The organism is Mesorhizobium sp. M6A.T.Ce.TU.016.01.1.1, assembly GCF_003997065.1.
Taxonomy (GTDB): domain Bacteria; phylum Pseudomonadota; class Alphaproteobacteria; order Rhizobiales; family Rhizobiaceae; genus Mesorhizobium; species Mesorhizobium mediterraneum.
Map to the genome: position 1 here is coordinate 44,324 of NZ_RZTJ01000010.1, position 12,278 is coordinate 56,601.

Sequence of the window (12,278 nt, forward strand, 5' to 3'; positions counted from 1 at the left end):
GTCTGCTACTGAATGGTGTCGATGGAGCTTTGTGACGAGCCGAAATCGCCGAGCGTGCGGAACGACAAGTTGAAACCGATGTTCTGCGACACTTCCTTGGTTTCCAGGTCGCGGGATTCTGAGAACGTCATCAAATAGGTGAAGCATGAATCACTATAGGCAAAGCCGACCCCGTCCTTGACCAGGACACTTTGCTCCAGATCGTAGGTGCCGGTGCCGAAGACACGCCAGTTCTCGGCAAGTTGCGTCGAGGCGCCGAGCGTGACCTCATGGCGATCGGTCGTGAAGCCATAGAGCGGCTGCGCCTGGATGAAGGCATATTTGGCGCTGAGCGAAATCGGCAGGCCGGAATAGGCTGCTTTCACCTCGGCGCGGCGAACCTCAAGGCTCTGCTCGTCGAAACGGCCGCTGACCGAGCCGGAAACTCCGCTGGGGCTATTAAAGCCGACGAGGCCGACATAGTCGGAGGTCTCGGTCTCAAGACCGGAATCGGCTCCAACATTGACCAGGTCCGGCGAATCGAAGGAGTTGCGACCGCCCAGCTGGTAGGATTGGCCGAACAGCGCGTTGGTGCTCCAGCCATTGTCGTAGGCGCCGGAATAGCGCAGCCCGACATTGGCGCGCGTGCCGCCTTCCATGCGATCGTAGCCGGAGAACTTGTCACGCTCGAACAATGTCGTGGCGTCGAAGACGAAGCTCTGGGCGTCCTCGTTGGGGACAGCGAGGCCACCGACATATTGCTCGTTCGGACGCACGAACACCTGCGCCATCGGCTCGAAGATGTGGCTGGAGCTGGTCGACGAGAACAGCACCGGCCAGCGCATTTCCAGCCCGGCGGTCGCCATGTAGCGGGCGAGTGATGTCCGCATGTCGTCGCTGGCATTTATCTCCGGGTTCATCGCCATCTGGTTGATGGCGGTGAGCGAGGCCGAGGACGCATTCACATAACCGACGTCGCCGCGCAGCGCCAGCAGCGGCGTCAGCAACAGCCCGCCATCGGTGGTGAACGTGCGCTTCCATTCCGCTTCGGTGGTGAGGCGGCCCGATTGGCCCTCGATGCCGCGGACATTATTGACGGACGCAGCGTTGTTCGGATCGGAAAGGATCCTATCCAGCCTTTCACGGCTGATGGCCTGTGCGTTGACATTGAACGACAATTGCCCGCCGCCCACAGCCATGTCGGGGATGTAGGCGTAGTCGAGCGAGGGCAGCACCCAGGGCTGCTTGCCGGCGCGCGCGGTCGGATCGTCAGGGAGCGTCTTTTCCTGGACCTCGAAGCGCATGGCGCGCACGTCGAAATAGTTGCGGCCGTTGAGGCCTGTCAGGTAGATTGAGGAGCGGTGCACGCTCTCGTTGAAGTCTTCGATGGCGTAGGTGCGCGAGAAGTTCTTGTCGGTCTGCAACAGGACATCCCAGCCGAAGTCCCAGCGCGGATTGATGGCGAACTGACCCTTGGTGCCCATCATGCCGCGGAACTTGTTCGGGTCGCCGGCCGAACCTGAATCGACATTGTTGCCGTGGCTGTCGATGAATTCGTCGGGGTCCTCTTGCCGGATGCCGGCGACCTTTAGGCTGTACTGGCCGTTGTTGAAGCGCTGGCGCCACTCGGCCTCGCCGAGGAAGCCTTGCTTGGTGTAGCCGCTGCCGGTGACGGTGAGGTCGTAGGTTGGTGAGAGCGCGAAATAATAGGGGACTTTGACGCCGACGCCGAGCTCGCTCTTGTAGGCAATGCCGGGAATCAGGAAGCCGCTCTTGCGCTTAACGGTAGGGTCGGCAATCTCGAAGGCCGGCAGATAGGCAAGCGGAAAGCCGAAGAACTCGAAATTCGAATTCTCGAAGCGAACCGTCTTCTTCTCGCCGTTCCAGATGATCTTTCTGGCTTTGATGCGCCAGGTCGGCGCTTTGTCTGGTTGGTCCTCGCACGGCTCGCAAGCCGTGTACACGCCGTTGTGGAACGTCGTCAGCACGCCGCCCATGCGTTCCGCGCTTTCGGCGGCGAAATATGCCTTGTCGACGGTTTCGACACGCAGCGCGTTGACGAAGCCGTCAGCGAAATCGTCGGTGATGTCGACATGCTGCGAATAGATCTTGGTGCCGTCGCTGTTGATGACCTCGACATTGCCGCTGGCGACGAGGCGCTTGGTGTTGCGATTGTACTCGACCCGCTGGGCGACAAGGCGGTTGCCGCCATAGTCGATCTGGACGCCGCCGACGGCCGTTACTGTCTGGTTGTCGTTGTCATAGACCAGCGTATCCGCCGCCAGCAGCATTTGCGAGCCGGCGGGGACGTCGGCTGCCATGTCGCTGATATCCTGGGCAGAAGCCGGAATATTCGGGACGACGCAAGCGAGCAGGCATGCCAAGGCGCTCGCCCCATAGAGGCGCGCCAAACCGGCCTGCCTATGGATGCGCAAAACCGCCCCCCTCACTAGCCGTCTTCCTTGTACAGCAAGAAAGTCACCCCGAAGAACATAGCCACGACAACCGGAACCCATGCAGCCACGACTGTGGGTACGAATCCCGCCACGCCGAATGCCTTGACCAGCACCGTCACGACATAAAGCAGAAACCCAGCCAGGACGCCACCCAGAATCATCGTCGCGGATTGTCCCATCCTCGCAAATCGCATCGACACCGTTGCGGCAATCAGCGTCATGGCGACGAGAAGGAACGGCAGCGCCACCAGCGAATCAAACTGCATGGCAAAGGCATTTGCCTTGAGGCCGAAGGAGCGGGCAACCTCGATCTTGCTGGGCAGATCGTAGAAAGGGATGGTTTCCGGGCGCGCCAGCCGCTCTTGCACGAATTCGGGCTTGAGATTGGTCGACACCCGGTCGCTTGCCACCGATTGGATGTTGCCGTCCCGGAAAACCTTGACGTCCTGCAGTTCCCAGTAGCCATCGCGCAAAAAGGCGTGCGCCGCGTCCTTGCGTTCGACGATGTCGCCTTGCGGGCTGAGGACGAAGAAGACGGCATCGGCCATCTCGAGGCCCTGATTGAGAATGGCGCGCGCGCCGATGATGGTATCGCCGGTACTGGTTTTCTGCCGGATCCAGGGCTCGGCGTCGGCCGACACGGCGTTCGACTTGCCGGAGCGGAGCTGGGTTTCGATCTTTTCGGACCAGGAAAACGCATGCGCGGCGATCGGATTGATGACGCCGACCGACAACACGCCGAACAGCAGCGCCCCGATGCAGCACGGCAGCAGGAATTGCCATGCGGACACGCCGGCGGAACGCGCGATGACCAGTTCATATCTGCGATTGAGCGAGACCAGCGTCGCCATCGCCGAGAATAGCCCGACGAACGGCACCGTCTGCAGCATGATCATCGGCATCCTCAGCGCTGAAATGGCGAACGCCGTCCCGTAGGTGAAGCCCGGCAAGCCGGTCGTGCGACCGGAAAGCTCGGTGAAGTCGATCAGGAACACGAGCGCCAACAGGCCGATGAAGAACCAGATGGTGATCGTCACGTAGCGGAAGAAGAAGTATCTACCCAGGGTCCAGCCCATTAGCGTGTCCAGCCCATTAGCCGGCCCCTTGGCCAGAAGCGCCACGCCTGGCGAAGCGAAGCTTGATGGCGCTCCAGCCGTCACTGAAGCGACCGGCGAAATTCGTCATCCAGTCGGCCCAGGCGACCGGCAGCTCCATGGTCCGGTTGGAGACTATGAACCATGTCGCGACCGCGGACGCCACGATAGGAACGCCGTAGACCATATAGGCATATTGCGGAACGTTGTCGGCTTTACCGGCGGCAAAGAAACCAAGCCAACGTACGAAAAGCGCAATCGCGATGGCCGTGATCAGCGGATGGATGCGCGCCTCGCGATGGGATCGCGCATCTCCCGCGACCGCAAGCGCGATCAGCGCGAAGACAAGTGAATAGGACCATTCGGAAAAACGCTGGTTGAGCTCGGCCAGATACCTGTTCGGCTTTTTTTGGAACGCCTTGTCGTTCGGACTGGGATTGAGCAGGTATTGGGTCGTCCGGTCCTTCGGCAAAAGCAACACGTCCGATGAGGCCGACATGAAGGCGGACAGGTCGAAGGCATAGGAGGTGAATCGGATGACCGAAAGATCGCCGGTCAGCGTTTCGCGATGGATGACGCCGTCGTTCATCATCAGCACCTTCTCGTCGCCGCTTTCGATGATGGCTCCGGTCTTGGCGTAGTAGATGAGGTTAACGCCTTCTTCGCGCGAATCGGCGACGAAGATGCCGCCGAGGCGGTTGTCCGGAAGCCGCTCGCCAATCTGCAGGAACAGGCCGTCGTCAATCTTGCGAAAGGTGCCTTCCTGGATGATCAGCGACAATAGATCGGCACGCGACGACGCCACCAGTTGGCGGTTTTTCTGGCGTGCATAAGGGTCGACGCCGTTGTCGACGGCGAACGACAAGACGCTGGCCGCCAGCGCCAGCAGCATGATCGGCCTGACGATGGTCCAGCGCGAGGCGCCCGCGGCGTTCAAGACGGCAAGCTCAGAATCGGAATTCATCGCGCTCAGCGTCTGAGCGACGGCGACCACCAGGGCGAAAGGCACGACAATCGGGATGATCGACGGAATGATCAGCGCAGCGACCTCGAAGAAGGTCAGCGCCGACTGGCCGCTGTCGGTGACGAGGTCGATGCGGGCGAGCACCTGCGTCGTCCACACGATCGCCAGCGTCCAAATGAGCGCTGCCAGGAACACCGCCAACGCACGACGCATGATGTAGCGTTCAACGACCTTCATAAAGGCTTTTCTCGATTTTGCCGAACGGCATCATGCCTCCAGACAAAGTAGTCGTCCGGCGACGCCTGCACAACCGGTCCCGTTTGACGGTTCGATCTGGTTTCCCGTCCCACATCGTTATTCCCGGTGGCCGGAGTGTCGGCGGCAATGGATAAGAAAGGGCGAACATCGATGGTTAACAACAAGTTGCGGCAGGAAAGCGGGGCCGTGCCGCTACGAATCGCCATCGATTCCATCCGCCATATGGGATCTGATTCCGGCAAAGTCTTGCCAAATGCCGGAAAACGACCAAATGTCGCGCCGATCACGGTCATGGCCGCCGTGGCCGCGACGGGTACAGACATGGAAGCAGAAGTAACAGAATTGCGCGGTCAAACCGGCCAGGAATCGATTTCTCACGGTGCGATCGTGATCGGCGCCGGCGCGGCGGGGCTGGCCGCCGCCCATGCGCTGACAAAGGCCGGCGTGCCGACGCTTGTCCTGGAAAAGGAAAGCCGGCTTGCCGAGCCCTGGTACCGGCGGCACGAACGGTTGCATCTCAATTCGCATCGCGATCTCTCGACGCTGCCTGGCGTCGACTATCCCGCAGGCACCCCCGCCTTTCCCCACAAAACAGCAGTCATCCGCCACCTGAACGATTTCAGCCAGGCGCACAATCTGCCGATCCGGCTTGGAGTCGCTGTCGGGGAGATCGCGTTCAACGGCGATCAATGGACCGTTGAGACTAGTGCCGGGCCCCTGCCGGCGCATCATGTCGTCGTTGCCACCGGGCGCGACCGGCAGCCGTTCATTCCGCAGTGGAAGGGCGCCAACGACTTTGCCGGCCGCATCATGCATTCGGCGGATTTTGGCAAAGCCGAGGATTATGCGGGAAAAAAGGTGCTGGTTGTCGGCGCTGGCAATTCGGGCTTCGACGTGCTCAATCATCTGGCGGGGGCGAACGCCGCCTCTATCTGGCTGTCGGCGCGCAACGGCCCCTCGCTGCTGCCCAAACGCATCGGCAAGATCGCCGTCCACAGGCTTTCGCCGTTCTTGGCGCGATTGCCGGTTTGGCTCGCCGATGCGGTGATGGCGGCAACGCAGCGCCTGGTTTTCGGCGACCTGACGAAGTTTGGCCTGCCGCCCGCGTCCTCGGGGGGCGCAAGCCGCCTGACCGACGACTACACTGCGATCGCCACCGACGACGGCGCCGTTCGCGCCATCAAGGCCGGTCAGGTCGTGATACTGCCGCAGGTAAGGGAATTTACCCGCGACGGCGTCATCCTCGACAACGGCAACCTGATCGCTCCCAATATCGTCATCGCGGCGACCGGCTACCGCACCGGGCTCGAACGCATGGTTGGCAAGCTCGGCGTCCTCGACGGCAGGGGCGTTCCCCTTTTCAACGGCGGCGAGACCGACCCGAAATTGCCCGGCCTGTGGTTTACCGGCATGCGGCCAAGCATTCGCGGTTGCTTCGCCAATGCCCGAATTCAGGCCAAGGCAATCGCGCAGCAGATCGTCAGGCAGAGGCGATGAACTGAAAAATAGGGTGGTGCTTGCGGTCGGAAACGGCCAAGTATCGGGTTTCGTCAAGGCACTCTCCCAAAACCCAACGCCGTTCCCGAAAGCAGGACATGATGACTTCGAGACCTTCGATCGCCTTCGCCAAATTCGCAGCGCCCAAAAAGGGCAGTGTCTTCGTGCTGGCGGCCAACGATGGCGGTCTCGGCGATGCGGCAAAGGCTTGCGATCCGGCAAAGACCCTGGAGCGGGCGTTTCCGGTGGCCGACTTTTCCGGCAAGTTCGCCAGCCTGGTCGAAGTGCTGGCGCCGGAGGGCACATCGCTCGACCGGCTGGTGGCGGTCGGCGCCGGCAAGGTCTCGGGGCTCGACGACCATGCCTGGCTGAAGCTCGGCGGCACGATCGCTGCATCCTTGCGCAAGGCCACCGAGGTGACCGTCGTGCTCGATCTGCCGGATGCTGACGTCGGCGGCAGGCAAGCGGCACAGCTTGCCGCGGGCATCCTTCTGCGCAGCTATACCTTCGACAAGTACAAGACGAAAAAGGACAATGGCGACGGCCAGCGCGATGGCAAGAAGGCCGAGCCCAAAAAGCCGGTCAAGGTGACCATCCACACCACCGATCCGGCGGCGGCGAAAAGGGCCTTCGCCGACGAGGTGGCGGTGATCGACGGGGTGCTCCTGGCGCGCGACCTGGTCAACGAACCGGCCAATATACTCGGGCCGGTGGAATTCGCCGCCCGCGTCAGCGAACTGGAAGCGCTCGGCGTCACGGTCGAGATCCTGGTCGAGAAGGATATGAAGAAGCTCGGCATGGGCGCGCTGCTCGGCGTTGCGCAAGGCTCGCCGCGTGGCGCCCGCATAGCCGTCATGCGATGGAACGGCGGCAAGGCCAAGGACAGCCTGGTTGCCTTCGTCGGCAAGGGTGTCACTTTCGACACCGGCGGCAATTCGATAAAGACGGCCTCCGGCATGGAGGACATGAAGGGCGACATGGGCGGCGCGGCCGCCGTGACAGGGCTGATGCACGCGCTGGCCGCGCGCAAGGCCAAGGCCAACGTCGTCGGCATCATCGGGCTAGTGGAAAATGCCGTCGACGGCCACGCGCAGCGTCCCGGTGACATCGTCACCTCGATGTCGGGTCAGACCATCGAGGTGCTCAACACCGACGCCGAAGGCCGCCTCGTTCTGGCCGACGCGCTGTGGTATTGCAACGATCGCTTCCAGCCGAAATTCATGGTCAATCTGGCGACGCTGACCGGCGCCACCATGGTCGCGCTCGGCCAGCACTATGCCGGGCTGTTCTCCAACGATGACGAATTGGCGAACAGGCTGACGAGCGCCGGGCAGGCGACGCAGGAACGAGTGTGGCGGATGCCGCTCGGCGCCGAATACGACAAGCTGATCGATTCGAAAAATGCCGACATGAAGAACATCGGCGGCCGCTACGGCGGCGCCATCATCGCGGCGCAGTTCTTGCAGCGCTTCGTCAAGGATACGCCCTGGGCGCATCTCGACATCGCCGGCACCGCGATGGGCGCGCCGTCCAGCGAGATCAACCAGTCCTGGGCTTCCGGCTTCGGCGTCAGGCTGCTCGACCGACTTCTGCGCGACAATTACGAGGGGTGAGGCCTTTCAAGGCGCGATCATGGCCGACGTCCTATTCTATCATCTGACCGAATCGACGCTGGAGGATGCACTCCCCGGCCTGCTCGAGCGCAGCGTCGATCGCGGTTGGCGCGCCGTGGTGCAGGCCGGCACCGAGGAGCGGCGCGACGCGCTGGACCAGCATCTGTGGATATTCAGAGACGATTCGTTCCTGGCGCACGCGACGGACCGCGAATCCCATCTGGCCGAGCAGCCGATCCTTTTGACCACCGGCCAGGACAATCCGAACGAGGCGCAGATACGCTTCCTGGTCGACGGCGCGGCGCCGCCGGAGCTTGGTAGTTATGAGCGCGCCGTGTTCCTATTCGACGGCCACGATGCGGCCCAGGTCGAGGCGGCGCGCATGCACTGGAAGACGATGAAGGAAGCCGGCCACGCGGTCACCTACTGGCAGCAGACTTCAGATCGGCGCTGGGAACGCAAGGCGTGAAGCTGCCGCCTTGGCTATCGTCAACCTGGGATCAGATCGCCGAGCAATCGGGTCGCGATGCCGAATAAAGAGCATCGGACCAAAAGTGGAAGAACCCTGAAAGGGTGGTTTGCTGATCGTTGAGACGCGCTACAACTGAAGCCGTTCAGCCAATTCAATGAAGTCGCTGATCACCAGGTCCCAGGCCTGATCAGGGTGCAAGTCCGTGGTCTGCGCTAATCCGTGCTCGGTCGGACGCGGGACAAAGGCTGTTCGCAATCCGCATGCCGAGCCGCTGCAAGGTCGCCATTGTGAGCGGCCACAAGACAGATCTCATTTGGCTTCATTGCCAGGACGTCAGCGGTGCGAAGATAGGCTTCCGGCATCGGCTTGTACGCTCGCACGACTTCGGCGCCGAGGATCGCATCCCAGGGGATGCGGCTACGCTTCGCCATGTTGAGCATGAGGACGATGTTCCCGTTCGAGAGCGGCGCGATGATATAGCGGGCCTTCAGCCGTGTGAGGCCTGCCACCGCGTCCGGCCATGGCTCCAATCGGTGCCATGCCAGGTTCAGTTCGTCCAGCTCGGACGCCGGCACCGACGCCGGGTCGATCCCGAATTCTGGCAAAACAGCTTCCAGATTCTCCCGATGCAGCACGTCGAGCCGTGTAAAGGGCCGCCGGCCGCTGCGCACCTCCTCCATCGCTGGGGAGTAACGGCGGCGCCACGCATCTGCGAAAGCGGCAGGAATGGCCGTTCCGGCTCCATGCCGCTTCAGGAACGGTTCAGCTTCGCGCGCCACGCCGCTGCGCCAATCGACGACAGTGCCGAATACGTCGAATACCAAGGCACGTACACCATCCAATGGCATCACATTCGGCTCCTCGATCCGCACACCGCGTCTTTGGCACGGATTGGCCTGAGAAGTCGACTGCATGGTCCCCGTCGGAAACGCGGCTGGTTCGCCAACTCAGCTTGCCCTTCATGGATTAACCGGCCGTCGATCTTCTGGCAGCACCGGTTCCGTGTTCTCAACCTCACCGCCGTCATCTGCCTGTCAAAAAAGTGTCAGGTGAGCTGGAATAGGCCTCGGCTTGGCCCGTTAACCCGCCATCTCAACCGGAGATGGAAGGTGCTTCCATGCTGCATAGCGTTCCCACGACGAGGGCCACAGTCGGTGCATTCGCCGATGCCGAAGGACGGCAGGCATGGTTGTTCCGGCCGCTATCACCCAGATTGGTCATCGGCTTGCTTTCCCTGCAAGCTTGCACCTTTGTCATTCTTTACGGATTGGACGGCCTGCCGATTGAAGGCCGACTGTCGCTCTCGGTCTTCGCCGGCGTCCTGATCGCCTGGGTAGTGCTCGGCCTGCCCGACATGCCTGTGGCGCTCGCCGGCGCGCTTGCCCTTGTTGTTGCGGGTGCGGTCGACGAAGAGGCCCTCTTTGCCACGCTCGGCAGCGAAATCATCTGGCTACTGATTGCCACTTTCGTCATGGCGTCGGTCATGCGCAGCAGCGGTACCGCCGAGCGCCTGGCAGCCGTCGCGCTGACGCGCTGCAGGACGGTTTCCCGAATGTTCTGGGGCGCGACGCTGGTCATTGCGCTGACCGCCTTCGTGATTCCTTCTACCTCAGCCCGCGCGGCGATCCTCATGCCCGTCTTCTTCGGTCTTTCGAGTGCGATCGGCAGACCATCCGTGACCAGAGGGCTCGCGCTTCTGTTTCCCTCCGTCATCTTGCTCTCAGCCTGTGCTTCGCTGACCGGAGCTGGCGCACATCTGATTGCCGCCGATTTCATGAGGCGTGTCAGCGACACAGACATCGGCTTCGCCCACTGGGCGCTTCTCGGCGGGCCGTTCGGGTTCGTCACGAGTCTGCTTGCCTGCGGCCTGATCCAACTTCTGTTTCTGTCCGCCGAAGACCGCAGGGCCGCGATCGGCACGCTACCGGTCAGGCACCGTTCAAATTCATGCAGCGATGCTACCGTGCTGACAATCATGGGCGCGACCGTCCTGCTTTGGGCGACGAACGCGCTGCATGGACAGAATATTGCCGTCATCGCGCTCGTCGGTGCCTTGCTTGCCGCTTCCAAGCCGGTGTCGGGGATTTCGCTTAAAGAGGCGCTTAAGGGTGTCGAGTGGAACCTGCTTCTGTTCCTCGCGGCCACGCTTTTGATCGGCGAGGCGCTGCTCACCTCCGGCACCGCACGCTACCTCGTCGACCAGACGCTTGCGGCGCTCGGCGGCCACCTGTCATTGGCCCCATGGATGGTCATCGCCATCGCTGCCGTGATCTCAAGCCTGGCACATATCGTGATTATGTCTCGCACTGCGCGCGCGAGCGTCCTCATCCCAGCGGTTGCCTTGCCGTTTTCGGCGTTCGGCGTCGATCCATCGGTCCTGATCTTCGTGACGACGATCGGCAGTGGCTTCTGTCAGACGCTGATGGTCTCGGCAAAGCCGGTTCTCCTGTTCGGTTCTGCGGAGGCCCTGACCTTCACACAGGCAGACCTCCTCCGGCTGGCTCTGTTCCTCTTGCCGCTCTTCGTCGCTCTGCTCGTCGCCTTCTCCTTGTTCGTCTGGCCGCTCCTTGGCCTGCCGATCGAAACACTTTCCGCAATGCCCGCCAAGGCATGACTTTCGCCAGTTATTTTAGAAAGGAAACCAAAATGTCGATGACGATCCTGATTGCGCCTTCCGGTTTCAAGGAGAGCCTGACTGCTGATGAAGCGACGGCGTGCATCGCTGCCGGAATTCTACGGGCGATGCCGGACGCGACCATTCTCAAGGCGCCGATGGTCGATGGCGGGGAGGGCTTCACCAACACACTGGTCAATCTGACCGGTGGCACGCTGCACCGGTTATCCGTCACTGGCCCGGTGGGGGACCCGGTAGACTCCTTCATCGGATTCATGGGTGGTCAGCCAGTCCGCACCGCCGTGATAGAAATGGCCGCAGCGGCGGGCCTGCGTCTCGTTCCACGGGATCGCCGCGATCCGTGCCTGACGACAAGCTTCGGCGTCGGCGAACTCATCGGCGCCGCCCTCGATGCCGGTGCCGAGCGAATCCTGCTTGGCTGCGGCGACAGCGGCGTCAATGACGGTGGTGCCGGCATGGCCGAGGCGCTCGGCGTGCGGTTTCTCGACGATAGCGGCCGCCCGCTCGCGCGAAGCGGGGCCGCGCTCCGGCATCTCGCTTCTATCGACATGACGGGCATCGATCCCCGCCTCGCGAAGGTGCGGATCGATGCGGCCGTCAACTGGCACAATGTGCTGCTCGGGCCCAAAGGTGTTGCCCGCGTGTTCGGTCCCCAGAAAGGAGCAACGCCGGCGCAAGTCGAGGAGCTTGCTGCCGCGATGGAAGTCCATGCCAAGGCGATCGAGCGTGCGACCGGCATTCAGGTTGGCACCGCCCCGGGTGCCGGCGCATCGGGCGGACTAGGAGCAGCCGTGCTCGGCCTTCTTCTGGGCCGGCTCCATCCGCGCTACGAAATCGTGATGCAGTATCTCGACCTCGACGCGTTGATCGATCGCGCGAACCTGGTGATCACCGCCGAGGGAAGCCTGGATGGCCAAACGCCCTATGGCAAGGTGCCATCCGAGGTGGCGCGCCGCGCCAAGCTGCGCGGCCTGCCCGTCATTGCACTCGCCGGAACGATTGGCAAAGGTGTGACGCTCAACTTCGAGCACGGCATTGATGCCTTCGCCAGCATTCTCAAACGGCCGTGCTCACTGGAGGAAGCGATCGAAAATGCCGGCAAGCTGCTGACGCGAGCCGCCGAGGATGCCGTGCGCCTGATGAGCGTTGGTATAAGGCTCGCTCGACCTCCAGCCCGCATTGTGCGGCGCATGGCAGAAAACGGCCTGGTATGCCACAGCGGCGACACCGGACTATTGCGGCCTCATAGCGATTAAAGGCGAAAAGGGGCTTTAGAGATCCGTCCTACCCGGCGATTTGCCTTAGCGAAT

At 62.2% G+C, this 12,278-nt stretch carries 10 protein-coding genes; 5 read left to right on the plus strand and 5 right to left on the minus strand.

The features are described 5' to 3' along the window. Positions 1–5: 5 nt before the first annotated feature. From EOC94_RS19070 to EOC94_RS19085, 4 genes are read right to left on the minus strand one after another with little or no spacing between them, the layout of a single operon-like run. Positions 6–2,429, minus strand: a complete 2,424-nt coding sequence (locus tag EOC94_RS19070) for an LPS-assembly protein LptD (RefSeq protein ID WP_164897936.1) — start codon at positions 2,427–2,429, stop codon at positions 6–8. Next, a complete protein-coding gene (gene lptG / locus EOC94_RS19075; RefSeq protein WP_126107130.1) occupies positions 2,429–3,511 on the minus strand; it encodes an LPS export ABC transporter permease LptG in 1,083 nt (360 codons plus the stop codon). The genes EOC94_RS19070 and lptG overlap by 1 nt, the downstream gene beginning before the upstream one ends. A gap of 16 nt (positions 3,512–3,527) precedes the next feature. After that, positions 3,528–4,730 carry an LPS export ABC transporter permease LptF gene (gene lptF, locus EOC94_RS19080; RefSeq protein WP_126107129.1) on the minus strand — a complete coding sequence of 401 codons (1,203 nt, stop codon included), beginning with the start codon at positions 4,728–4,730 and terminating at the stop codon, positions 3,528–3,530. After that, entirely contained in the window at positions 4,727–5,044 is a 318-nt protein-coding gene (locus EOC94_RS19085; protein WP_127292629.1) for a hypothetical protein, read from the minus strand. Before EOC94_RS19085 ends, lptF begins: the two co-directional genes overlap by 4 nt. Before the next feature lie 28 nt (positions 5,045–5,072). Between EOC94_RS19085 and EOC94_RS19090 the strand changes: the two genes are divergently transcribed. The 3 genes from EOC94_RS19090 to EOC94_RS19100 all read left to right on the plus strand — a co-directional run bounded on the left by EOC94_RS19090 (position 5,073) and on the right by EOC94_RS19100 (position 8,330). Continuing rightward, a complete protein-coding gene (locus EOC94_RS19090; protein WP_127292631.1) occupies positions 5,073–6,248 on the plus strand; it encodes an NAD(P)/FAD-dependent oxidoreductase in 1,176 nt (391 codons plus the stop codon). A gap of 101 nt (positions 6,249–6,349) precedes the next feature. After that, complete coding sequence (locus tag EOC94_RS19095) at positions 6,350–7,861, plus strand: leucyl aminopeptidase (protein WP_127292633.1); 1,512 nt, start codon at positions 6,350–6,352, stop codon at positions 7,859–7,861. Positions 7,862–7,880: 19 nt separating this feature from the next. Then, positions 7,881–8,330 (plus strand): DNA polymerase III subunit chi, encoded by a 450-nt coding sequence (locus EOC94_RS19100; protein WP_095483205.1) that lies wholly within the window; start codon positions 7,881–7,883, stop codon positions 8,328–8,330. A gap of 215 nt (positions 8,331–8,545) precedes the next feature. Here EOC94_RS19100 and EOC94_RS19105 read toward each other — a convergent pair whose 3' ends face one another. Further along, complete coding sequence (locus EOC94_RS19105; RefSeq protein ID WP_348627395.1) at positions 8,546–9,181, minus strand: haloacid dehalogenase type II; 636 nt, start codon at positions 9,179–9,181, stop codon at positions 8,546–8,548. Positions 9,182–9,450: 269 nt separating this feature from the next. Here EOC94_RS19105 and EOC94_RS19110 point away from each other — a divergent pair, with 269 nt between their 5' ends. Together EOC94_RS19110 and EOC94_RS19115 are read left to right on the plus strand one after the other, a co-directional pair. Next, positions 9,451–10,947 carry an SLC13 family permease gene (locus EOC94_RS19110; RefSeq protein ID WP_185928279.1) on the plus strand — a complete coding sequence of 499 codons (1,497 nt, stop codon included), beginning with the start codon at positions 9,451–9,453 and terminating at the stop codon, positions 10,945–10,947. Positions 10,948–10,979: 32 nt separating this feature from the next. Further along, on the plus strand, positions 10,980–12,224 hold the full coding sequence (locus EOC94_RS19115) for a glycerate kinase (protein ID WP_127292638.1): 1,245 nt from the start codon (positions 10,980–10,982) through the stop codon (positions 12,222–12,224). Positions 12,225–12,278: the final 54 nt, after the last annotated feature.

Excerpts from the sequence above, each read along its gene's own strand:
- lptF (WP_126107129.1), bottom strand. The coding sequence starts at position 4,730 with ATGAAGGTCGTTGAACGCTACATCATGCGTCGTGCGTTGGCGGTGTTC.
- EOC94_RS19100 (WP_095483205.1), top strand. The coding sequence starts at position 7,881 with ATGGCCGACGTCCTATTCTATCATCTGACCGAATCGACGCTGGAGGAT.
- EOC94_RS19085 (WP_127292629.1), bottom strand. The coding sequence starts at position 5,044 with ATGACCGTGATCGGCGCGACATTTGGTCGTTTTCCGGCATTTGGCAAG.
- lptG (WP_126107130.1), bottom strand. The coding sequence starts at position 3,511 with ATGGGCTGGACCCTGGGTAGATACTTCTTCTTCCGCTACGTGACGATC.
- EOC94_RS19110 (WP_185928279.1), top strand. The coding sequence starts at position 9,451 with ATGCTGCATAGCGTTCCCACGACGAGGGCCACAGTCGGTGCATTCGCC.
- EOC94_RS19095 (WP_127292633.1), top strand. The coding sequence starts at position 6,350 with ATGACTTCGAGACCTTCGATCGCCTTCGCCAAATTCGCAGCGCCCAAA.
- EOC94_RS19090 (WP_127292631.1), top strand. The coding sequence starts at position 5,073 with ATGGAAGCAGAAGTAACAGAATTGCGCGGTCAAACCGGCCAGGAATCG.
- EOC94_RS19105 (WP_348627395.1), bottom strand. The coding sequence starts at position 9,181 with ATGCCATTGGATGGTGTACGTGCCTTGGTATTCGACGTATTCGGCACT.
- EOC94_RS19115 (WP_127292638.1), top strand. The coding sequence starts at position 10,980 with ATGTCGATGACGATCCTGATTGCGCCTTCCGGTTTCAAGGAGAGCCTG.